The organism is Spirosoma liriopis (assembly GCF_023196085.1).
GTDB lineage: Bacteria > Bacteroidota > Bacteroidia > Cytophagales > Spirosomataceae > Spirosoma > Spirosoma oryzicola.
Genome location: NZ_JALPRF010000002.1, coordinates 1,250,262 through 1,272,896 on the forward strand (window position 1 = coordinate 1,250,262; position 22,635 = coordinate 1,272,896).

Genomic DNA, 22,635 nt, shown 5'->3' on the forward strand with positions numbered 1-22,635 from the left:
GTTTGTAGTTTACACGGCAATCGGGGTTCCGTGCGTTTGCTGCATAATGCCTCGCAGAGCAGGTGTACAAACGCCCAGCGCCTGCACCGTTATTTCGGATAGCCACGCTTTACCAAAAAGTCGCTGGACGGTCCGGCCGATCCAGAGTCGGCGGGCAAACTGGGCGGACCATTCGCGCTGATACCGCTGTTCGAGTTCCAAACGGGTTAATTGGTTTTTCAGGAAACGGCTGGCCAGACCACTGGCCAGCTTGGCTCCATGAATGGCCATCGCCATACCATTGCCGCAGAACGGGGTAATGAGCCCTGCCGAATCGCCCGTCATCAAGATGTGGTTTTCGACCGCCTGCTTTGGGGAAAACGAAATTTCATTGATCACTTCGGGCTTTTCGTACAGAAACTCAGAATTCTCAAAGACGGCTTTCAACTGCGGATTCTGGCATAATACTGCTCGTTCCATCGCTGGAATCGTGCCGTACTGCCGTAGATTGGACCGGGTTGTCAGGTAACATAGGCAGTATTTGTCGTCTTCGATTGCCGACATCCCGCAGTAGCCATCCGCAAAATTATGCAGGGCAATCAGATCTGTTGGGAAGTCGGTTTTGATGTGGTATTTAACACCGATGTAAGGCGACGGTTGCCGCATGAAAGCCCGGTCGAGTGTTTTATCAAGCTTCGTTCGTTTGCCAAACGCGCCAAGTACGATCCGGCTATTTACCGTCTGAGTCTCTCCCGTTGATCGGTCGCTGGTCGAAACGATAAACAGATCTTTTGTAACCAATACGTCGTCTACCTGTTTATTAAGCAAAAACTGTACGCCAGCCGCTTTTCCCAACTGATACAGCTCATGGTCAAGTGTATACCGACTGATACCAAACCCACCCAAGTCCAGCGGAGCGTACAGCGACCGTCCGGAAGGAGCCGATACCTGAAACCGGTTGATGGTAGCCGCCCGGAGCGCCGTAGGGTCAATGCCCAAGGTCTGAAGATACGGTCTGACTTCATTCGAAACGTATTCGCCACAAACTTTATGGAAGGGGTACGTTTTTCGCTCGACAAGGGTAACGGCATGACCGGCCCTTGCCAGTTCAAGCGCGCTGATCAGCCCAGCCAGTCCGCCACCAATGATGACAACATCGGTGTTCAGCTCACTGCTTGTTGCGGTCCGTACCGCATTCGGAATACGTTGCATGATCGGATAGACAACAAACGGGGCTATTTGGTTTTATAAAAAGCATTTTACATTTGCGCTATGTCCATTCTGTCCAACGATCTGAAAGCCGATTGGCAACTCAACCATTCTGTTTACACAGAAGCGTATCAATCCGGAAATTCATCCTTTATTCCTAATCTACTGCCGCCCTATGCGCTGCAATTTTCGGTTTATCAAACGCTGGAAATACTGCACAAGCGCCTGGGTAATGAGACGCTTCGGCTGGCCTTGAATCCCTTGGAGACAATTCCTAGTCCGGTCAAAGGAAAGCCGGATGGCGAATGGTTGAAGCGCAGCAATATGGTTGGCGTGAATGTCCGCACGGTTGGTTCGTTCTGGAAGGTTGTCAATTACGCGCTGACGCTGCCTGCCAGTCACGACAGCATTCATTTGCTGCCGATTTGGGAGCCAGGTGTGGTTGGAAGCCTGTACGGTATGGTAAGCTGGCAGATCAACCCTGAGTTTTTTGATGTAGAACTGGCCCGCTACGTGCCAGCGCTGGACACTGTTGAAAAGCAATTAAAAGTAGTAATGAACCTGCTCCATGCGATGGGGCGCACCGTTGGTATGGATGTCATTCCCCATACGGACCGGTTTTCGGAGATGGTGCTGGCCTGTCCGTCGCTGTTTGAATGGGTACGGCGCGACATAGACGTAATCGCCGATCATTCGAGCATGGTGTACAAATACGCCGAAGAGGCTATCTGGCAGCATCTAAAGTACGTGGGCGCTGCCGATGGTTCACCGATAACGTACGCTAAAGACGTTTTCTTCTCGACCGACTTGTCGGTCCTGACCGATGATCAGCGGCTGCGCGTTCTGTTCGGTCACCCGAGTGATTACGCGGGACGGCTTCAACGACGAATTAGCCTGATTCGGCACCTGACTGCACAAGGAATTGAAACGGTTTCCATGACGATGGCTCCGCCTTACCGGGGCCTACACATCGATCCAACTGATTTTGTGCTGGATGAATACGGCCAGACCTGGTATCAATACGAGTTTGACGAGCCGCAACTCATGTCGCGGGTGTTCGGTCCACTCGCCCGCTACCGGTTTTATGAGTCAAAGGACAACAACCAGCGCTGGGAGCTTGACTTTGACCGGCCCAACTACCCGGCCTGGGCTTACATTTGTCAGAAAGTACAGGAGTGTCAGCAAACGTATAATTTCGACTTTATGCGGGGCGACATGGCGCACGTGCAGATGCGGCCAGAAGGTGTTCCCGAAATGGTCGGCCATTATTACGATCCCCTGCGGTCGATAAAACGGTACGTTCGGGGTAACGGAGCACCTCACTTTGCTTTTTTTGCCGAAACGTTTCTGGCTCCGCCTGATGTGATGGGCTACGGCGACGAACTGGACCATCTGGAAGCCATTGACGCCGATTCAACACTCGGTGACCTGCAATCGTTGGTAGTCGGATCGGTTGATTTTAAGCAGAAGTTCGCGACCTATTACGAGTACTTAAAGACGCGCCGGTTTGCTCCCAACTTTACGGTGATGACCGCCGATAAAGACGACCCGCGTTTCGATGAGTTTTACCGGACGGGTAATCTATTTCGCTACTTCACGGCGCTGTTTCTCACCGATATGCCTAGTTACGTTGGGTTAGGATTCGAACTGCGGAACCTTCACGGCGAACGGGCAATAAACGAAGAATACTCGAAGCTGTACGTCTTCCAGATTGGCGATGATCGTCAGCCCGACAAAGTTACGCATGGGCCTTACGTGTGGGGGCATAACGTAGAGCAGTTCAAAAGTATCCTGCGTATGCGGACGTTCGCCGAGCGCATCTGGCCAGCCATTGCCGGGCAGGAAACCCGCTGGCTAGTGCAGCCGGACAACAACAGCAACTACGTAGTCTGGACACATACCGAACCTACCGGATACGTTTTCGCGGCTTCCTATTCGGGAAATCTGCCCGAGTCGATACCCGGCGTGGATTCAGTCAATGCCGAACTGCTTTTCTCGGACAGCGGCTGCCGTATCTGGAAGATCGTTTAACCATATCTACGCTTTCGTGTACATTTTTGACCCGATAAGGGGCCGGCTGGTGCTGGCGTCTTTATCGGGTTGTTTTTTAGGTAGAAGGGTGTGTCATTGTACCTGTTGGATGCAATTTAACCGGGCGAAATAGTGATTATACGGTAGTTTTTAGTTAAGTTTACCGTATTCTATGACGTTCAGCGTGTCTTATTCTGGATCCTAACTGCGTACCAATGGCAAGACTTTTTTTGCAGAAAGTAAGTCGAGTAGTTGTCTGGCTGTTTTGTATCGGGCTGACCGCTATTTTGTTGGGGTATCAAACGGTTCTCTTAAATGATCTGACGCCGAGTGCTACCGAAAAGCTGATGATCTGGCTCACTACCCGCACGATGCTGGTGATGGCGTTAGGTTACGGCTACTACATGGCCTGGCGGTATGGGCAAGGAAACAAATGGTCGGCCTGGCAGGCCGTCTTGTCGGGTGCTGCTCTGTTTGCTGGCGGTCTGGCGGCTTTCCTGATCGCGGGCGATAGTACGCTGGTTTGGCTGGCAATAGCGGGTATACTACTTGTATTGGTACGGCACATTGGTGAACGCTGGTTACTCCTGGGGGCGCTTGTACTGCTGTTAAACATACCCGTTCAGGTTTATCGATGGTACCGGGCGAACTGCGATGTGCCGTTTCCCACCTCCGACCAGATCGTTACCTTTGAGAAAGAGCAGCACGAAATTCGTCAGCGGTGGGCAGCTAAGAACCGATACTGGATTGACCAGGATTACGAGCAGCTGGTGCGTCACCACGCTACGTACTGGCCGGGTCGAATCTGGCGCGATCTGAAAACAGGACGCTGGTCATTATTGATCGGCATGGTGTTGCTGGGCGGATTGGCCCAACGTCGGCGTACCTCTCTTCCGGCGACGGTCACTACCTCGTTAATTGCTGTCGTGGGCATCTGGTTCCTGTCGACGCTACTCGGCCTAACGTCAGTCTACACGTACGCAACGGCTGTGCGTCTGTACCTGAATAGCCTGTTATTTCCCGGATACTATGTGTTCGACGGACCTGCCGCCCTGTATTTAACCGTAGCGGAGATTTCGTGGGTTAGTGGGGCATTGCTGATCGGTACAGTCATCTGGTTTCTGGCTGGCTGGACAGCGCCAAGATGGATCGTTATCGGTCAACGGGTGTTACGGAGGAGACTTACCTTTTTAAAAATTCGATCAGCCGCTTAATTGGTGAATTTGTCCATTTCTACCGGGCAAGTTGCGCGACGACGCCGTGTAGGCTCATGCCCACGTGGTATGTTGCTACCAATTTCGGGCTTACCTTTATCGCATGAATCGCCATCAAACGGTTGGGCGTTACCGCGACGGACTCAACTTTGCTTCGAAACTGACGCCCAAGCGCGTAGCCAATGCGTTGAAGGTACTGTCCAGTTACTACCGATCTCGTCAATTAGGTCAGTCCGTTCATCGCGGTTTGCCTATGTCGGTCTCATTCGAGCCAACCACCTCCTGTAACCTGCGTTGCCCTGAATGCCCAAGTGGGTTGCGGTCCTTTACGCGGCCAACCGGCATGTTGGGTGAAGATCTGTACAAACGCACGATCGACGAACTGCACGAAACGCTGCTTTACCTGATTTTCTACTTTCAGGGAGAGCCGTATCTGCATCCGCAGTTTCTGGAACTGGTACGCTACGCTACCGACCGTAATATCTACACGGCCACGAGTACCAACGCGCATTACCTGACCGACGCCAATGCGCGAAAAACCGTTGAATCGGGCCTGGACCGGCTGATTATTTCCATCGACGGTACGACGCAGGAAGTGTACCAGCAGTACCGGGTGGGAGGTAAGCTCGAAAAAGTCCTTGAAGGAACGAAAAACATTATCCGCTGGAAAAAAGAACTGAAATCCCGGACGCCCCACGTCCTGTTTCAGTTTCTGGTTGTAAAACCCAATCAACACCAGATCAATGAAGTCAGGAAGCTGGCTCGCGAACTAGGTGTGGACGAAGTAGGACTAAAAACCGCCCAGATTTATGATTACGAACACGGTTCAGACCTGATTCCAACGCTGGACCAGTATAGTCGCTACGCGGCTCAGGCCGACGGGACTTACACCATCAAAAACGGCTTCGGTGATCACTGCTGGAAAATGTGGCATTCCTGCGTCATTACCTGGGATGGTCTGGTTGTACCCTGTTGTTTTGACAAAGACGCTCATCATCGGTTGGGCGATCTTCAGAATCAGTCATTTGCCGATCTATGGCAGGGCCCGGCTTACCAGGATTTCCGTCAAACCCTGCTACGCTCCCGCTCCGAGATTGAGATGTGCCGAAACTGTACCGAAGGAACGAAGGTATGGGCCTGAACAGATTTGTGCCTGAGCGAACGAGCAATTGAGTGAATAAAGTCTGTGCTGACTGTTCATTCGATCACCCGTTCAATTTTCACTCAATAAGTTTGTGGAACATTCCGTGGAACATTTCTTGGATTCGTGAAAACTATCCGGCATATTTGGAACTGCAACGCACAGACCGATGGGTAAAGTCATTGCTATCGCCAACCAAAAGGGGGGCGTCGGTAAAACTACAACAACAATTAATTTGGCCGCCAGCTTGGCCGCCCTCGAATTTCAGACGCTTATTGTTGATGCAGATCCGCAGGCCAACTCGACCTCAGGACTGGGTTACAATCCAAAAGAAATCGAGACTAGTATTTACGAGTGCATGGTCGAAGGAATTCGTCCTCAGGATGCCATTATTCAGACGGATTTTCCGAACCTGAATTTGCTGCCTTCGCACATTGATCTTGTCGGCGCTGAGATCGAGATGATCAATCTCCAGAACCGGGAAGACAAGATGAAGGAAGCGCTCGATAGCATTCGCGACGAGTACGATTTCGTTATCATCGATTGCTCACCGTCGCTGGGGCTGATTACGATCAATAGTCTGACAGCCGCCGATTCGGTGATCATTCCGGTCCAGTGCGAATATTTTGCGTTGGAAGGGCTGGGCAAACTGCTTAATACAATCAAGATCATTCAGTCGCGATTGAATACGCAGTTGGCTATCGAAGGTATTCTGCTGACTATGTACGACTTGCGGGTTCGGCTTTCGAACCAGGTGGTTGGCGAGGTGACGAGCCATTTCCAGCAAATGGTTTTCAACACCATCATTCCGCGAAACATCCGGCTTAGCGAATCGCCGAGCTTTGGTGTACCGGCGCTGGCGCAGGATGCCGACAGTAAAGGTGCCGTCAGCTATTTGAATCTGGCCCGCGAAATTCTGGCTAAGAATGGCCTGATGCCGCATGAAGTTTAAACCATGTATGATGCCGTACTGATGATGCACGACTGCTGAAAGCGGGTCTCTCATCATACGTTCTGCATCCTATAGCATACCTTTCGTATGGACAACGCGAACACCAAAGCACCGAATAAAAAGATGATAGGGTTGGGCCGTGGCTTAGGTGCCCTGTTGCATGACAGCGACGCGGTCAACCGGCAGACAAAACCGTCGCCGTTTGAGTCCATCAGTACGATGACTGAAATCAGTCTGGCGCAGATTGAAACAAACCCGTTTCAACCCCGGACTCGCTTCGACGAAGAAGCGCTTCAGGACCTCGCTGACTCGATTCGGGTTCAGGGCATCATTCAGCCGATCACAGTGCGGCAAATGGGCAAGGATCGGTATCAGCTGATCGCGGGTGAGCGACGCCTTCAGGCATCGAAACTAATCGGGATGACGCACATTCCGGCCTATGTCCGAACCGCGAATGACCAGCAGATGCTGGAAATGGCGCTGATCGAGAACATTCAGCGCGAAAACCTGAACTCAATTGAAATTGCCCTCAGCTACCAGCGGTTGATCACCGAGTGTAGTCTGAAGCAGGAAGAATTAGGCGAACGGGTTGGTAAGAACCGCACAACGGTCAATAACTACATCCGGCTTCTGAAACTTCCCCCCGTGATCCAGGCGGCTTTACGGGATAACAAGATCTCGATGGGCCACGCGCGGGCGATTATTAATATCGAAAATCCTGACTCTCAAATTCGGCTGTTCAACCGGACTGTTGACGAAGAATGGTCGGTTCGTAAGGTTGAAGAAGCCGTTCGGAACTTGTCGGATGATACGCTGGAGCCTGCTGCTACTCGCCGTGTAACGCTACCCAAGCAGGAAATGCGCAGTTTGCAATTCAAGCTGTCATCGATGTTCGGTACGAAAGTATCCATTAAAGCTGACGAAAAACACAAGGGCGAAATCAAGATACCCTTTACCTCGCAGGAGGAGCTAACGAAAATTCTGGAAGTACTAAACTCACAGGCATAGTTGGACTAGCGTACTTTCGCGTTAGTATGCGTTTAACGGTCAGAATAGCCTGTTTTCAAGAATAAAATTAGTGATACGATTGAATTAGCCCGGTTTCTCCGGGCTTTTTTATTGACCCTTAGTACAGTAGTTTCGGCAACTGGCTGCGTTATGCGTACTCTTACAGAATCTTTTACCTCCGTATGAAAAAACCATTACTCTATTCACTGTTCATTCTGTCGTTTTGCGGTTGCGGCAAGAAGGAGCAGGAGTTGAATCCTGATTTCACAGTCGGATTAACCGGTGATTACCCAGTCATTGCCTATAATGACGCGGCTACAGACACAAAGATCCCAGGCACAAAATACACAGCGTCGCTCGGTGTTACTAAAGTAGATATGACGCATATCCACGTCAAAATGACGAGTAATTTTTCGGGAACAACGCGAACCGATGATATCGCTGATTTTGAGCTGATGCGTGACGCATCCAATCCGAGTCTGTACGCAATCTATTACAGGAGCAGTGATATCGGCACAATCACAACCAGTGAGATTACTATTGTTGATAACACAGCGCCTAGAAATGTGACAACAATCAAAGCGAAACGATAGAAAGAAGAAAGGGCTGCAAATGGCACGCGTACGACCGCTGTGGTTTGAATCGACGCTTCTCCTGCGAACACCAGTTAGTCAGAAACGCTGCCCGTGTAGAGTGCTTCTGGAAGCGTACTCGAAACAACGTCAAGCCGCCAGTGACCATATTCACCAACTTTCTGTAACTTGCAGACTAAATAAATAATACCGTTTAGTGAAAGCGGAACGTTGCGGAGAAGGGATTTCTACGATCTATATCTTAAATTACCTTAAAAGGGTGGCAGACCGGTCGAAAAGAGGAACGGTTAGTCGTTGTTTGTTCATGAAACAACAACTATTTCTATGGATGGCCGTTCTGCTGTTTACGACGCCCTTGTTGGCTCAGCGCCCGGCCATTGCACCCGCGCAAACCCCCGCAGCGGTTGATTCTACTCGGCAGGGTGCTTCGGCAACCGATACAATTCCAGCAGCCGTTCGGCGCAATGGTATCCGGGTTGGTAACTCAGTATTGACACCTGAAAGTGACTCAGCTTCGTTGGCTACCGATACGGTTCAGGTAACCGCGAAGCAAGAGGCTCAGATTCGAAAAATTGTTCCGCGCAAAGCGACAATTCGTTCCTTGGTCCTGCCTGGCCTTGGCCAAGCGTATAATCGTCAGTATTATAAAATCCCATTCATCTACGCTGGTTTTGGCGTAATGGGTTATTTGTTCTTTAAGTATCGGGGGCTAGCTAACCAAGCCGAGGAGGGGTATCGTCTCTTGTTATATGGGCGAACTTTATATATTACACTACCTGATAATATGGTTCCGGCTTCAATTGAAAAACCAGCTGAGATTCAGGAAAAAGTAGATCAGGTCGTAATTGGTAGTCAAATTATCCAGTCAACGACAGGAGCCAAGGGCGGGTACGATTTGTACCGGCGCTACCGGGACATGAACATTCTGCTGTCAGTTGCGCTTTGGGGCCTAAACATTGTTGAAGCGAACGTCGCGGCTCACCTGAAAACCTTCGATTTGTCCGACGATATTTCTATGCGCGTCGAACCTAGGGTGTTGCCTGTTCCTGGAGCAGGCTTTGTACCGGGTGTTCGGGTCGCTTTCACGTTCAAATAAGTACGGATGCGGAAAACTCAGCCAGTCAGCGTCGATAGGTAGAGAACCACAGCCATAAACCTAAAAAATACATTCAAGTGAATATCCTTCTTCTTGGCTACGGAAAAATGGGTAAAGCCATCGAGCAGATCGCGCTCGAACGAGGCCATCAGATTGCCGCTCGTGTTGATGCGCATAATCGTGCTGACCTGGAAACGATTCCGGCGGATGCGGTTGATGTTGTCATTGAATTTAGCGCACCGGAGTCAGCCGTTGACAATATCAAGAGCTGTCTTCAACGCGGCTGGCCGGTTGTTTGTGGCACAACGGGCTGGTTGAGTCACCGGACGGAAATCGAGCAGCTTTGCCAGGAAAAAGAAGGAGCCTTTTTCTACGCGTCGAACTACAGCATTGGTGTCAACCTGTTTTTTCGCCTAAACAAAACGCTCGCGCGATTCATGCGCAATTATCCGTCGTACCATGTGTCGATGACGGAAATCCACCATACCGAAAAGAAAGACGCACCCAGCGGAACGGCGATTACGTTAGCCGAAGGCGTTCTGGAAGGCCTGCCAAATAAACAAGGTTGGGTTACGAAAGAGGCTGGTGATGATAAGGGTTCGCGCATCAATTCGACCGATGCCGTCGAGATCGAATCCTTGCGGGAAGGAACCGTACCGGGTACGCACACCGTCCGTTATGATTCTGAAGTTGACCGAATCGAAATCACGCACATTGCGCACAGTCGTCAGGGATTTGCCCTTGGCGCCGTAATAGCGGCTGAGTGGCTTATCGGTCGTCAGGGCGTTTTCGGTATGGACGATTTGTTAGGATCGATTGAATAACGATTGCACGATCAGGCGATTATAAATGACGGGCGGTTAGGGTAAAACGACTCAGTATTTGTAATTTCGCAAAAAGGCATCATTAATACCTCATATAAGTAATTGAATTAACGTGTCGATAACCAAAACACAGACCGAAACAAGGTCGGTTAAACCCCAAAAATCACCCATTCGGGAGTGGTTCGATTCTGTACTGTTCGCTGTTGTAGCCGCTACGCTTATCCGGTGGCTGTTCATGGAAGCGTTTACGATTCCAACGCCCTCGATGGAAAATAGCCTGATGGTGGGTGATTTTCTGTTTGTAAGTAAACTTCACTACGGCACGCGTACCCCACGTACCCCTTTGCAGGTACCACTGACGCACCAGAAAATATGGGGAACGGATATTCCTTCGTACAGCACGGCTATCCAATTGCCATCGTATCGGCTGCCGGGCTTCACGCACGTCAAAAATGGCGATGTGGTCGTGTTTAATGTGCCGCCTAAATACCTCAATGACAATATCGATTATCCCGTTGATTTGAAAACGAACTACATCAAGCGGTGCATCGGCATTCCGGGTGATGTGCTTGAAGTTCGGCAGCGGGCGGTATTTGTCAACGGGAAGCCTTTTCCAACGCCACCCCGTTCCGAGCAGAAGTACTTTATCAAAACCAACGAAACGCTGGACGCTACCTTTTTCCGGAAATATGACATCGTGAATGATTACCGCGATCCAAGTCAGCCAACCGAAAACTGGAAGCCGCTGGAGCAGTACAACGACTCGACCAAAACATCAGCGATGGTTGGGTACATGGTGAACACCACCGAAGACGTGATTGCTAAATTCAAAGGGTTTGACTGGGTAAAAGGAATCGAACCGATGACCGACAAGCCCGGTGAAATGTCGCCTGGCATTTACGGAACGCCGACGTTTAAATGGAATCACGACAATTTCGGTCCGATCACCATTCCGAAGAAAGGTGCTTCGACGCCGATCAATGCCCAAACGATTGCGCTTTACGGGCCAGTGATCGAGCTGTACGAAGGCAACGAGAACGTAGAAGTAACACCAACCAGCATCAAAATCGGCGGTCAGCCCATTTCGTCGTACACCTTCAAACAAGACTACTACTTTATGATGGGTGATAACCGCGATAACTCGCTCGATTCGCGGTTTTGGGGCTTTGTTCCCGAAGATCACATCGTGGGTAAAGCCGTATTTGTCTGGATGTCGCTGGACCCTAATCCGGCCAACGTCTGGAATAAAATCCGCTGGAATCGATTGTTCAGAACAATCGATTAATAAAAGAAAAACCGGGCTCAACGCGAGACCCCAAAACTGTACAGGACCGTTTTCGCCGTCGGTCCAGTGCAGTTTTGGGGTTTTTCTCTACAAACAGCCAGTCATTGATCGATACCGGTTTATCAATACCTCAAAAGACCAATCCTCAACGTATGAAGCACACGATAAAGCCAGTGAAAAGACTGAGCAATTTCGCGGTTAATTATTTTTTCGTTTCGTTTTTCATCCTTGCTTTCCTGGGTCAAGGTCTGTACCAACGCGCACAGGCTGGCGAAACGGACAGCCAGGCGGTCCGTGGTCCCGGTAAGAAACGGCGTGCCGAAGCAACACGCAAGCGGGCGAAAGCGAAAACCGTTACGCGCAAGCTGGTAAAAGGAAAAACGATGAAGCGGAGTGTTAAAACAGACGCTATTGCTTCAGTGGCGACCCTACCTGGCCTGGGCGGTACGCGCGTAGCCGCAAAAAGCCAGCGCTTGAAAGGAGCCGTGTATTATCTGGCATCCGGGCACGGCGGTCCCGATCCGGGAGCGATTGGACATTACGGCAAAGCCTTACTTCCTGAAGATGAATACGCCTACGATGTTACAATCCGACTGGCACGCGCGCTGATGGAGTACGGCGCGACGGTGTACATGATTATTCGCGACCCTAACGACGGTATACGAAACGAAAAGTTGCTGAAGCTGGATCACGACGAAGTTACCTATCCCAACCAACCCATTCCGCTGAATCAGTTAGCGCGTTTGCGCCAGTGTACGGACGCCATCAATCGATTACATCGCAAGCATAAGGGTGCTTATCAGCGGATGATCACTATTCATGTCGATAGCCGCAGCGCCGGTCAGAACATTGACGTGTTTTTCTACCACCATCAGAACAGCGCAGTGGGTAAACGACTCGCGCAAAGTATCCACCGCAGCTTTACGGCTGGCTACAAGCGCAGCCAGCCGGGTCGTAATTATTTGGGAACGGTATCGGACCGGAGCGCGTTGTATGTCGTTCGAAACAGCCAGGCGCCTACCGTATTTATTGAGTTAGGAAACATTCGGAACGAGAAAGACCAACGGCGTTTTTTGCTCGCCGACAACCGACAGGCATTGGCCAACTGGATATGCGAAGGCGTACGAGCCGACTATTCGTCCCGATGATTGCAACGTAGTCTACCAGTCGATAGGAGGGAGTCCTTTGCTTTCCAGATAAGCGTTGGCCTGGCTAAAATGCTTGTTGCCAAACCAGCCACCCCATTGAGCCGCCATCGGCGATGGGTGTTTGGACTTGAGAACCAAATGCTTTTTTGAGTCAATTACCGCTCCTTTTTTCTGTGCGTAAGCGCCCCAGAGCATAAACACGACATGCTCCTTTTCGTCGGAGATTAGTTTAATAACTGCGTCGGTAAACGTTTCCCAGCCTTTGCCCTGGTGCGATCCTGCCTGCCCTGCCCGAACGGTGAGTGTCGAGTTGAGGAGCATGACGCCCTGATGCGCCCACCGCTCGAGGTTTCCCGATTTGGGAACGGGTTTGCCCAGGTCATCCTGAATTTCCTTGAAGATATTGACTAGGGAAGGCGGTTTGGTAATACCATCGGCTACCGAGAAGGCCAGACCATTGGCTTGCCCCTCGCCGTGGTAAGGGTCCTGGCCGAGAATGACCACCCGTGCATCGTCGAAACTGCACGCGTTGAAAGCGTTGAACATAAGCCGACCGGGGGGGTACACGCGTTGAGTGCTGTATTCCTGCCGCAAAAATTCAGCTAGTTGAACAAAATAAGGCTTATCAAATTCGGGCTGTAACCGCGTTTGCCAGGATTCTGCAATTGATACATTCATGTAGGGAACTGATAAGAGTGATTCGGCATTATAGGCCTACAAACGCCAGAAACCACTCCCTAAAAATTTTTTTGAGACTGTTCTTGCGTAACAAAACTAATCAACTTAATTTTCGTTTTAAGGTTGCAAACGACACTAAATTTATGGTATCGTCAGTCACAGAAGGCGTAAAGGTAAGCGTGAAGACCGAGTATCAATCAGATTACTCAAGTCCGCTGCAAGCACACTACGTGTTTACTTACCGGATTACAATCGAGAATGCCAGCGACTACACCATACAGTTGCTCCGCCGGCATTGGACTATTTTTGATTCCAACGGGACTGTCCGGGAAGTGGAAGGAGAGGGTGTTGTTGGACTACAACCCGTGCTTGAACCGGGCGAAGTACATCAGTACGTGTCCGGCTGCAACCTGCGCTCAAGCATGGGCAAAATGGCTGGTACGTACCTTGTCGAACGAATCATTGATGGGAAACAGGTTCGCGTAGCGATTCCAGAATTCACCATGATCGTCCCTTACAAATTGAATTAATTCTCACCGTGCCGCGCTGGTCAGACTGCGCCGGAGCGGTCTTCAGTCTTCACGTTTTTGATTCGCGCTTACATTCGTTATCTCGCTCGCGCTCGCGACGAACATTCACTACACTCGCCTTTTTTATTCGCGCTTTACACCCGAATTGTTCGGGCCGATAATCGCTCAGACGCTGTTTTCAAGCCCCTCAAGGCGCTACAGAAAAAACTGCGTGCCAATCGACAGTCGATTACCGTCACGGATTTTGGGGCAGGCTCCAAAGTAAACGCATCCCGCCAACGAACGATTGGCGACATTGCCCGCAATTCGCAGAAGTCGGCCCGTTTTGGGAGGTTGCTGTTTCGGCTTATTCGTCGGTTTGAGGCTAAAAATATCCTTGACCTGGGAACATCGCTTGGCATCACAACGGCCTACATGGCGCAGGCTGCTCAAGCCGGTCGTGTGCTGACGTTTGAAGGATGTCCGCAGACAGCGGCTGTTGCCCGGCAAAACTTCGACGAGTTAGGGATTCCGAATGTCGAGATTGTTGTCGGTAATCTTGAAGAAACACTGGCTGCGCAGATAACCCAGTTTCCGTCGATCGACTTCGTGTTTTTTGATGCCAATCATCGCTACGAACCTACGATTCGGTATTTCGAAATCTGCCTGACGAAGATTTATAACGATACGGTGTTTGTGTTTGATGATATTCACTGGTCGGCTGAAATGGAACAGGCCTGGGAGTACATAAAAGCGCATCCGTCGGTAAGCGTAACGGTCGATCTGTTCTGGATTGGGCTTGTGTTTTTTCGGCAGGAGCAACCCCGGCAGGATTTTATTCTCCGCTTCTGAGACGATTACCCCGTAATTCTACTTAGCTTTTGCGCGGAACAGGTAAGAAAAGATGCTAACTTGTCGTTGTGTTTCTGCATAATTCCGAGCCTGTCTTTATATGAAATCGTTAACCTTTACCCGCTTAACTTTCGGCATTTTTGCCGGGTGGTTGTTGCTCAATGGAAGTGCTTGTACCAAGTCGGGTAACGAATCCACAGACCCAACTGTCACTGCTTCATTCGATCTCATTCAGCAAAAAATCCTTACGCCTTCCTGTGCGTCGTCCGGTTGTCACGCGTCCGAAAAAGATGCTAGTTTTGCACAGCATGGCCTGGTATTAGCCGAGGGGTTTGCTTATCAGAATCTGGTCGGTGTTGATCCCAAAAACAGTGCGGCCAAAGCGGATGGGCTGAAACGGGTAAAAGCGTTTGCTTCTCTGGAAAGTCTACTCTACCATAAGTTGACCGTTACGGCCAGCCACCACACGGGCAAACAGTACGGCAATCCGATGCCATTGGGCGGACAACTGCTTCCTGACGGGCAGATTGAATTTATCCGTCGCTGGATTGATGCTGGTGCTCCCAAAACGGGTAGCGTAGCGGATGCGGCCCTGCTGGACGATAAAACCACGGCGATAACGACGTACGAGCCGTTGTCCGTACCCGCTGCCGGAACAGGCTTTCAACTGGCGATTCCTGCGTTTGCTATTCAGTCGAACGTCGAGCGGGAATTGTTTATGCGTCGATCCGTGGGTAATACCGAGGCTATTTATGTCAACCGGTATGAAACCAAAATGCGCAGTGGCAGCCACCACTTTGTAGCTTATTCTTTTCGGGATACCAACTTCCTGCCTAACCTGAACGACGTCCGGGATTTGCACAACGCCGACAAGTCGCTTAACCTGACAACAGCGCTTGCAATGGCGAACCACGTTTATCTGGCCGGATCGCAGGCGCAATACCAGGATTACACATTTCCGGAAGGAACCGCTTTGCTGATCCCGGCTGGTACGTCGCTGGATTTAAACTCGCACTACGTTAATAAGACGAACGGGGTGATGCAAGGAGAGGCACAGATTAATCTCTACACTGTCGATAAATCGAAGGTGCAACAGGTTGTCAAGACGCTCGACCTGAACAACTCAAACCTAGCGATTCCGGCCAATAAACGAGTGACGCTGACGAAATCGTTTGTTTTCGATAAGCCACGCAAGGTGCTGACTTTAACGTCGCACATGCACAAATTGGGCGAAAAATTCGTCATCAAGATTAAAGGAGGGAGCCGGGATGGGGAGATTGTCTACACATCTACTGATTGGGAACACCCTGACATTGTAACGTTTCGATCGCCGATTCTTTTGCAGAAGGGAGAAGGACTGACTTCAGAAATAACGTACAACAATACGACCAGCAAAACCGTCAACTTTGGTTTGACCAGTGAGGACGAAATGGGGATAATCTTCGGCTATTACTACGAGTAAGAAGTAAGCAAAACCCATTAACAAGACAAATCCCGTAGCCACCTGACTACGGGATTTGCTTTTACTTTTTCGACGGTGTCTTTTTTGCCGTTGTCGTCGTCTTTTTGGCTGCTGGCTTCTTCGCTGTTGTTTCGGTCGCTTTAGCCTTGGTTCCAGCCGCTTTTTTTGCTGGTGCCTTAGCCGCTGCCGGATCGTCGCCTGCCAGTGCTAAACAATCTTCCAGCGTGAGCGTAGCGGGGTCAACATCCTTGGGAATCTTGACGTTCCGCTTCCCTACTGCCAGATACGGACCGTATTGCCCGTTGACTACTTTTATCGCCGGATTTTCGGGAAACTCTTTGATGTATTTGTTGGCTTCGGCTTGCCGCTTCGCCTGAATCAGTTCAATCGCCCGCTCCAGTGTCAAGCCCGCCAGCGACTCGTTACGTGGTAAGGAAACGTACTTATCTTCATACTTAACGTAAGGACCAAAACGACCTTTGCCGGTTGTGACGAGTTTGCCTTCAAATTCGCCCAGCGCTTCGCTGACCGATTCCGCACGTTTCGCCTGAATCAGCTCAATAGCCCGATTTTCATCAATCGAATACGGATCGTCTTCCTTCGTCAATGACACGTACTTATCGTCGTGCTTCACGTACGGGCCGAACTTGCCAATGCCAATCGTCATTGGTTTGTCCTCGAAGAAACCGACTTCGCGCGGTAAGGCAAATAAGTCAAGCGCTTCCTGCAACGTAATCGTTTCGATCAGCTGACCGTCGCGCAGATTCGCGTACTGTGGTTTTTCGTCGTCGGTCGATTCGCCGATCTGTGCGTAGGCTCCGTAGCGTCCTAAGCGGGCCGAAACTTTCTTGCCCGTTCGTGGATCGATGCCCAGTTCACGCGCTCCCGTTTTGAACGATACAACCGATGACCCCTGAATCTCTTCGATATTTTTATGAAAATCGCCGTAGAAACCTTCCAGCATTTTCTGCCAGTTCATGCGTCCGTCGGCAATCTCATCGAAATCTTTCTCCACCGTCGCCGTGAACTTGTAATCTACGATGTCAGGGAAATACTCGACCAGGAAATCATTGACCACAATCCCCGTATTCGTTGGGAACAGTTTAGCCTTTTCGGAACCGTAAGTTTCTTTGCCACTGGTTTCGCTGATCTGGTTTTTCTGAAGCGTATATTCGAGGTACTTGCGCTCCTGACCGGGTTTATCCTGCTTGATAACGTAGCCCCGGTTGATGATTGTCGAGATGGTTGGCGCGTAGGTCGATGGCCGCCCAATACCCATTTCTTCGAGCTTTTTAACCAGCGAGGCTTCTGCGTAGCGTGGTTGCGGACGCGAAAACTTCTCGGTAGCTTTCATCTGGCCGAGGTCCAGCGTCTGCCCAACCCGAAGCGGAGGAAGCATTCCTTTCGCATCTTCGTCATCCTCATCATCTTTCGATTCGAGGTAAACGCGCAAAAAGCCGTCAAACTTAATTACTTCACCCTGTGCAACGAGTTCGCTGGGGAAGGTTCGGGCTGGTGCCTTTTGCTCGGTATCGGCAAATGGACTATCATCAACGTGGGTTGTGATCGTTGTCGTTGCGCCGTTCGCAAACCGGATACTAATGGTAACCGTCGTCCGTTCGAGCTGTGCGTCAGCCATCTGGGAAGCAATCGCCCGCTTCCAGATCAGTTCATACAGACGTTTCTGGTCGCGGTCGGCACCCGCGTCACGGTCATTAAAGTTCGTCGGACGAATGGCTTCGTGGGCTTCCTGCGCCGATTCGTTTTTCGTCTTGAACTGGCGGGTTTGCACGTAGTTTTGGCCAAACTCCGTTTCGATCTCTGTTTTTGCCTTTTCGATGGCTTCCTGCGAAAGGTTGGTCGAGTCCGTCCGCATGTACGAAATCTTACCGGCTTCGTACAGATTCTGTGCAATACGCATCGTACGGTCAACCGCGTAGCCGAGCTTACGGGAAGCTTCCTGTTGCAGCGTTGACGTTGTAAACGGTGGAGCAGGGGATTTCTTGGCGGGTTTTACCTCCAGGTTTTTGATGGAGAACGTTGCGCCAAGGCAGGCTTCCAGAAAAGACCGGGCTTCTGCCGCCGTCGCAAAGTTTTTGGGCAGTTCGGCATTGAGCACTTTGCTGCCGTCCACAATAAACTGCGACGTTACTTTAAACGACGATTTCGACTGGTGTTTGTCGATTTCCCGTTCGCGCTCAACCACGAGCCGGAGAGCAACCGATTGCACCCGGCCAGCCGATAAGCCAGCGCTGCCGCCTTTGATTTTGCGCCACAATACCGGCGATAACTCGTAACCCACCAGCCGGTCGAGTACACGACGAGCCTGCTGCGCATTTACTAAGTCAACATCAATGGTGCGGGGCGATTTGATGGCATTCTGGATAGCGTTCTTCGTGATTTCGCGGAAAACAATGCGCTTGGTATTGTCGCGCAGGCCGAGTGCTTCTTTGAGGTGCCACGAAATGGCTTCTCCTTCGCGGTCATCATCTGTCGCGAGCCACACTTCTTCGGCCGATTTAGCCAGCGACTTTAATTCACTAACTAACTTCTTTTTGTCGGGCGAAATTTCGTAAGACGGTTGAAAGCCGTTTGTCACGTCCACGGCCAGCCCATCTTTAGGCAGATCCCGCACGTGACCAAAGCTAGACTTCACCGTAAAGTCCTTACCCAGATAGCCTTCTATGGTTTTCGCCTTCGCCGGCGACTCCACAATGACTAAGTTTTTCGACATAGTTGGTGTTCAGGTTGATGGTATCTCCACAATCCTTTCCTCATCGACCGCGCCAAATATAGACGCAAAAGTTCTGACTTGTGCAACCAAGCAAGTTATGTAAGCCGAAATAGGAACGGGAGATTGTATGTAGTTTATTAACAATATGTAGCAACGCAACGTTCGAATCGGGTGTTCGTAGCGCTTAAAAAATGAGCGATTGATCTGTTCTATTTTGCTTTTACTTAACGGTTTAGTTATCCAGAATTCGGTACGTTGTACGATGCGATGTGACTTGATTGCTTACTTTATTATAAAAAATAACGAGCGAGCGGAGTCTAAGCCGGACGCATTAATTTTATTTTAGTGGACAATTTACCGGCTGTTACTCCGTTTTCTTTACCTCAAAAAGTAGCCGCTGGAAGCCCGCATTACCATTGCCCGAAAGGCCATTCACCTCAATCAGGTACGAACCCGCCAGATCGGAGGTGTAAAAGTCAACCTGGCTTTTGCCTTGTTCATTGGGGCGAAGCGCTGGATTCCAGTACAGCAGCGTTCGCCCATCGGGTAAGCGACTTTCCTGTTGTTTGGGAGTTGAGTAGCGAGGGGCGTAGAATTCCCGTTGCAGTTGCAGACCGTCGTAATCGAGTTTAAGCAGGCGAGTGTCGAGGGGAAAACCCGCCAGATCGCCTTTGTAAGTCATAAAGCTGATGATGCCATGAAATGTGGCAGGACCCATAAAATAGCGGTTCGTGACGACATCCAGCTTCTGCACTTTGAGCGGGCTAAAAGCCATTACCTTATCCATGTCGAAGACCGGCACGCCATCGATTAGAACCAGTGGACTTTCTTCGAAAAACTCCCGGTAAGGGGCATTCGGAACGATCAGCCGAAAATGGCCCTGCCGCTTTCGAGGTTGGACACCCAGCACGTATTCGCGTAGAATATCTTCCATCGTCGGGAAACGGGTGTAAGCGTCCAGCAGGTACGATTCCCGACCTTCGCTATAGAAAGCGGTACTATCGACCGTTGGGTACCGATACCGCAACGACTGATCGCCCCAGAAGGTGTTCTGCACTTGCATGGCCACGCTTCGATTCTGTATGGATTCGCCCTTTTGTTCGTCGAGAAGCAGATCGGGCAGGGGGGTAGTCGATGGTTGGTCTGCGAATGGACTGTCAATCGTCAGGTGGTATAGGCTATCCGTTGGGTTCGTTTGGACGATGAGCTGCTTCTGTCCGTAAAAGTCCCGCATCTCAAAGCGAATCCGTCCGGCTGAATCACTCTTGGACACAAACAACCGAACGGGTTTGCCCGGTATTGACAGATACGTCAGTACATTAGGGACTGGTGCGTTTGAGGAAGGGTCCGTAACGCGTCCCTGAACCAATAAGCTGTTGTAGTCAGGAACGAACGGGAAGCGCACCGACTGACTCTTGGCGGCTAAAACGGTTTCCCATTTAAAGCGACGCCAGCCGTGGGTAAGCATCAGGTTATCCGCTGCCAGTCGGACATCTGCGGTTTCGGGCTGGAAGTAATAATCCGGTGATTCGACCGAGCCCTGCAAATCGGAGGAAAGCCACAGATAACTTAAAATATCCGGCGCTTTAAACGCGGCTAATGAGTCAACCCGGTAAACGGCTACGGACAAATCAGCCTGATTCTGAACATTCGCCGAAGCCTGAACCGTCGCGTCCAGCGTTACTTTGGTCCGGTAGGCATACTGACGCTGATCGGTTTTGAGGTCGATGGCCAGCGGGTGAGCGGGTCGTTTGAAATACAGCCGTTCGCACACGGGTTTGTGCGCTGCATCAAAGACAGTAAGATGCGAAATGCCTTCACCCAACGCGTTTTTGTCGAGCGTAAAAGTGGTTTCGCGCTGAAGAGAACGCATCTCGGCGGCCTTGATTTGCTGTCGGGTATGGGCGAATAAATACACCGCCGAGGCCGCAGAAACAGTGCTATAAACGGTTACGTTCAGGCGATTGCCGTCCGCTTCGGCCACCCGCATGGTATAACCCCGCTCCTGAATGGCGGGTAAGGCTTGCGTCATGAATTTACCCTTGCTGTCGCTGATCACAACGCGGTACGTGGTGGTGCCCGACGGGGTGAATGAGAAACTACCGATCCCAAATTTGTGCGTACTGAACCGGGTGATGGTATCATTCTGCGCAGTCAGGAGCCAGCCGTTGGCTGTTAGACCATGTCCAGTTGCATCGGTTACACTAAACGCCACTTTGCTGGGCAGGTCCTGCACGAGATGACCGCCTTCGGGAAACAGTTGAACGATGTGTTTAGGCGTCTCTTTAAGCGTTGGTGGTTCCAGGGGTCGGAACGGATTGATGATCGTCAGGGGTTGCTCAAAGAAATAAGCGGGGCTGAAATTGCGCATCCAGCTCGTATAAGCCCGAAGTACGTAGTTTCCTGACAGAACTGACGACGGGAGAAACAGACTACCGTTACGGGTTCCTGCTGATAAGTCAACTTTGGTTTGTAATACCGGCTTCTGGTCTTTATCCAGCAATTCGACGTAAGCGACCTTGCTGATGGCAAGTGATTTATGAAAACTGCCATCGACGTAAAAAAGCTTGAACCATACGGTCTCCCCCGTGAAGTGTACCGCCTGATCGACGTGCAGGAATAACTTTTCCTGGAGCGTCTGCTGACGGTATGTATCAAAAGATTGTGTAATGGTACTCACGCCGGCTGCCGACTGCGCTGACGCATGGAAGCCGTTGAGCAAAAGCAGCGCAGGAAGAAGCAGCCGTTTCCGAATAAAATACATCGAATGATTCGCTTAAAAGTCTATTGATCCCAGAAATCCGGTTTTTTGATGACGCCACCCCGTAACCGACAATCAACGCAGTCGAAGGAGGTTGTCAGGTAAGTGCTCGCATCAAATTCGTTGATAATCGCTGGCTGACGCTCAATGATTTTAGACGGCGTCAATGTGTCAACCAGGCAGGTATAAACGCCGGTTTGCGTCAGCCAGTAAGGAAGTTGCGTTTTGGCGATATAAATCCGGCGCGTCTGTACCGTACCAACCCGAAAGAACCCCATAACCAGCTCGCTGGTATTTGTCGTTGAGCGAATGTTACCCGTAATCTGGGAGGGTTGGGGGTCGAAAATAGAGCCGACATTCTGGGTTATACGGGCTAGCTGATCGTAGTAATTGTACGCGTCCTGCGTCAGGGCGTATTGCTTGACCTGAATACTGTACCGCAGACCAAGTTTAAGGGATGTACCCGTAATAAAGGTGAGAGGCCGCTGGCTGATAACGTCCTGGCTCAGCCGCGCCGATGACCCTAGCTGAATGGTTTTGTCAACGGAGCTACCCCAGCACCGATAGACGTCTTCGGCGCGTGAAACGATACGGTTATTTTTAAGCTCATAGGCCGAATAGTAAGGTGAGGTGTATTCCCAGGTTTCGTCAAATTCCCAGCGGTAGTAACGCGTGTTGTTCGTCGGGTCGTGGGTATTCACGTTGATCTGCACGCCTTCGTTCTCGATTCGCCAGCTCAGGCTGTCTACGGGCGGAGTGACGTTGACAGGGACAAAATCAGAGACGTATTCTTTTCCCTGTGCTGTGCGAATGCGTAGTCGATACGTTTCGTTGGCCTGCGGAACCACGCCCGACAAGGTGTACACGCCACCGCTACCTTCCTTTAGCGAATAACTGACCTTACTGCCGCTTTCGATGGTAACCTGCGCTTTGGTTTCGGCGGGTGGGGTCTTGGAATCGGTCAGGTTTTGCGTGCGCGAGAGCTGAATGGTTGTGGTTGTTCCCGGCGCACTATTAAAGAAGCCATTGACGACCAGATAGCTGTCGGGGGCCGTCACTTCGGGTGGACGGTACGGATCGACGCAGCTTCCGAGCGCTAAAAGCATCAACCAACCGAGCCGTTTAGGATAACATCTATTTTTCATACGAGTAACGTCTT

18 protein-coding genes are annotated in these 22,635 nt (G+C 50.8%); 13 read left to right on the top strand and 5 right to left on the bottom strand.

The window, feature by feature from the left end:
* Positions 1–9: 9 nt before the first annotated feature.
* Positions 10–1,191 (bottom strand): NAD(P)/FAD-dependent oxidoreductase, encoded by a 1,182-nt coding sequence (locus M0L20_RS14180; RefSeq protein WP_248477595.1) that lies wholly within the window; start codon positions 1,189–1,191, stop codon positions 10–12.
* 60 nt (positions 1,192–1,251) lie between these two features.
* Here M0L20_RS14180 and M0L20_RS14185 point away from each other — a divergent pair, with 60 nt between their 5' ends.
* From M0L20_RS14185 to M0L20_RS14230, 10 genes are all read left to right on the top strand, one after another.
* Positions 1,252–3,219, top strand: a complete 1,968-nt coding sequence (locus M0L20_RS14185) for an alpha-amylase family protein (RefSeq protein WP_248477596.1) — start codon at positions 1,252–1,254, stop codon at positions 3,217–3,219.
* Positions 3,220–3,434: 215 nt separating this feature from the next.
* Positions 3,435–4,433, top strand: coding sequence for a hypothetical protein (locus M0L20_RS14190; protein ID WP_248477597.1), 999 nt, complete (start codon positions 3,435–3,437; stop codon positions 4,431–4,433).
* Between the two features lie 103 nt (positions 4,434–4,536).
* The gene (locus tag M0L20_RS14195; protein WP_248477598.1) at positions 4,537–5,574 is read left to right on the top strand and encodes an SPASM domain-containing protein; all 1,038 of its coding nucleotides are present in this window, start codon (positions 4,537–4,539) and stop codon (positions 5,572–5,574) included.
* Between the two features lie 169 nt (positions 5,575–5,743).
* Positions 5,744–6,526, top strand: coding sequence for a ParA family protein (locus tag M0L20_RS14200; protein WP_232561575.1), 783 nt, complete (start codon positions 5,744–5,746; stop codon positions 6,524–6,526).
* An 87-nt stretch (positions 6,527–6,613) separates the two neighbouring features.
* Positions 6,614–7,534 carry a ParB/RepB/Spo0J family partition protein gene (locus tag M0L20_RS14205; protein WP_232561576.1) on the top strand — a complete coding sequence of 307 codons (921 nt, stop codon included), beginning with the start codon at positions 6,614–6,616 and terminating at the stop codon, positions 7,532–7,534.
* Between the two features lie 182 nt (positions 7,535–7,716).
* On the top strand, positions 7,717–8,127 hold the full coding sequence (locus tag M0L20_RS14210; RefSeq protein ID WP_248477599.1) for a hypothetical protein: 411 nt from the start codon (positions 7,717–7,719) through the stop codon (positions 8,125–8,127).
* A gap of 304 nt (positions 8,128–8,431) precedes the next feature.
* Complete coding sequence (locus M0L20_RS14215; RefSeq protein WP_232561578.1) at positions 8,432–9,223, top strand: DUF5683 domain-containing protein; 792 nt, start codon at positions 8,432–8,434, stop codon at positions 9,221–9,223.
* 77 nt (positions 9,224–9,300) lie between these two features.
* The gene (gene dapB / locus M0L20_RS14220; protein ID WP_248477600.1) at positions 9,301–10,047 is read left to right on the top strand and encodes a 4-hydroxy-tetrahydrodipicolinate reductase; all 747 of its coding nucleotides are present in this window, start codon (positions 9,301–9,303) and stop codon (positions 10,045–10,047) included.
* Between the two features lie 112 nt (positions 10,048–10,159).
* The gene (gene lepB / locus M0L20_RS14225; RefSeq protein WP_232561580.1) at positions 10,160–11,332 is read left to right on the top strand and encodes a signal peptidase I; all 1,173 of its coding nucleotides are present in this window, start codon (positions 10,160–10,162) and stop codon (positions 11,330–11,332) included.
* Positions 11,333–11,484: 152 nt separating this feature from the next.
* Positions 11,485–12,480 carry an N-acetylmuramoyl-L-alanine amidase family protein gene (locus M0L20_RS14230; protein ID WP_248477601.1) on the top strand — a complete coding sequence of 332 codons (996 nt, stop codon included), beginning with the start codon at positions 11,485–11,487 and terminating at the stop codon, positions 12,478–12,480.
* A 12-nt stretch (positions 12,481–12,492) separates the two neighbouring features.
* Here the strand turns inward: M0L20_RS14230 and ung are convergent, their stop codons facing one another.
* A complete protein-coding gene (gene ung, locus M0L20_RS14235) occupies positions 12,493–13,158 on the bottom strand; it encodes a uracil-DNA glycosylase (RefSeq protein ID WP_248477602.1) in 666 nt (221 codons plus the stop codon).
* A gap of 143 nt (positions 13,159–13,301) precedes the next feature.
* On the opposite strand from ung, the gene apaG reads away from it, so the two are divergent.
* The 3 genes from apaG (at position 13,302) to M0L20_RS14250 (ending at position 15,981) form a co-directional block, all read left to right on the top strand.
* Positions 13,302–13,688 (top strand): Co2+/Mg2+ efflux facilitator ApaG/CorD, encoded by a 387-nt coding sequence (apaG, locus tag M0L20_RS14240; protein WP_232561583.1) that lies wholly within the window; start codon positions 13,302–13,304, stop codon positions 13,686–13,688.
* 57 nt (positions 13,689–13,745) lie between these two features.
* Positions 13,746–14,519: an O-methyltransferase gene (locus tag M0L20_RS14245; RefSeq protein WP_248477604.1), complete on the top strand. Its 774-nt coding sequence runs from the start codon at positions 13,746–13,748 to the stop codon at positions 14,517–14,519.
* 100 nt (positions 14,520–14,619) lie between these two features.
* Complete coding sequence (locus tag M0L20_RS14250; RefSeq protein ID WP_248477605.1) at positions 14,620–15,981, top strand: monooxygenase; 1,362 nt, start codon at positions 14,620–14,622, stop codon at positions 15,979–15,981.
* 61 nt (positions 15,982–16,042) lie between these two features.
* Here the strand turns inward: M0L20_RS14250 and topA are convergent, their stop codons facing one another.
* The 3 genes from topA to M0L20_RS14265 all read right to left on the bottom strand — a co-directional run bounded on the left by topA (position 16,043) and on the right by M0L20_RS14265 (position 22,621).
* Positions 16,043–18,715 (bottom strand): type I DNA topoisomerase, encoded by a 2,673-nt coding sequence (gene topA, locus M0L20_RS14255; protein ID WP_248477606.1) that lies wholly within the window; start codon positions 18,713–18,715, stop codon positions 16,043–16,045.
* A gap of 364 nt (positions 18,716–19,079) precedes the next feature.
* Entirely contained in the window at positions 19,080–21,479 is a 2,400-nt protein-coding gene (locus tag M0L20_RS14260; protein WP_248477607.1) for a hypothetical protein, read from the bottom strand.
* A gap of 20 nt (positions 21,480–21,499) precedes the next feature.
* Positions 21,500–22,621 carry a DUF4249 domain-containing protein gene (locus M0L20_RS14265; protein ID WP_248477608.1) on the bottom strand — a complete coding sequence of 374 codons (1,122 nt, stop codon included), beginning with the start codon at positions 22,619–22,621 and terminating at the stop codon, positions 21,500–21,502.
* Positions 22,622–22,635: the final 14 nt, after the last annotated feature.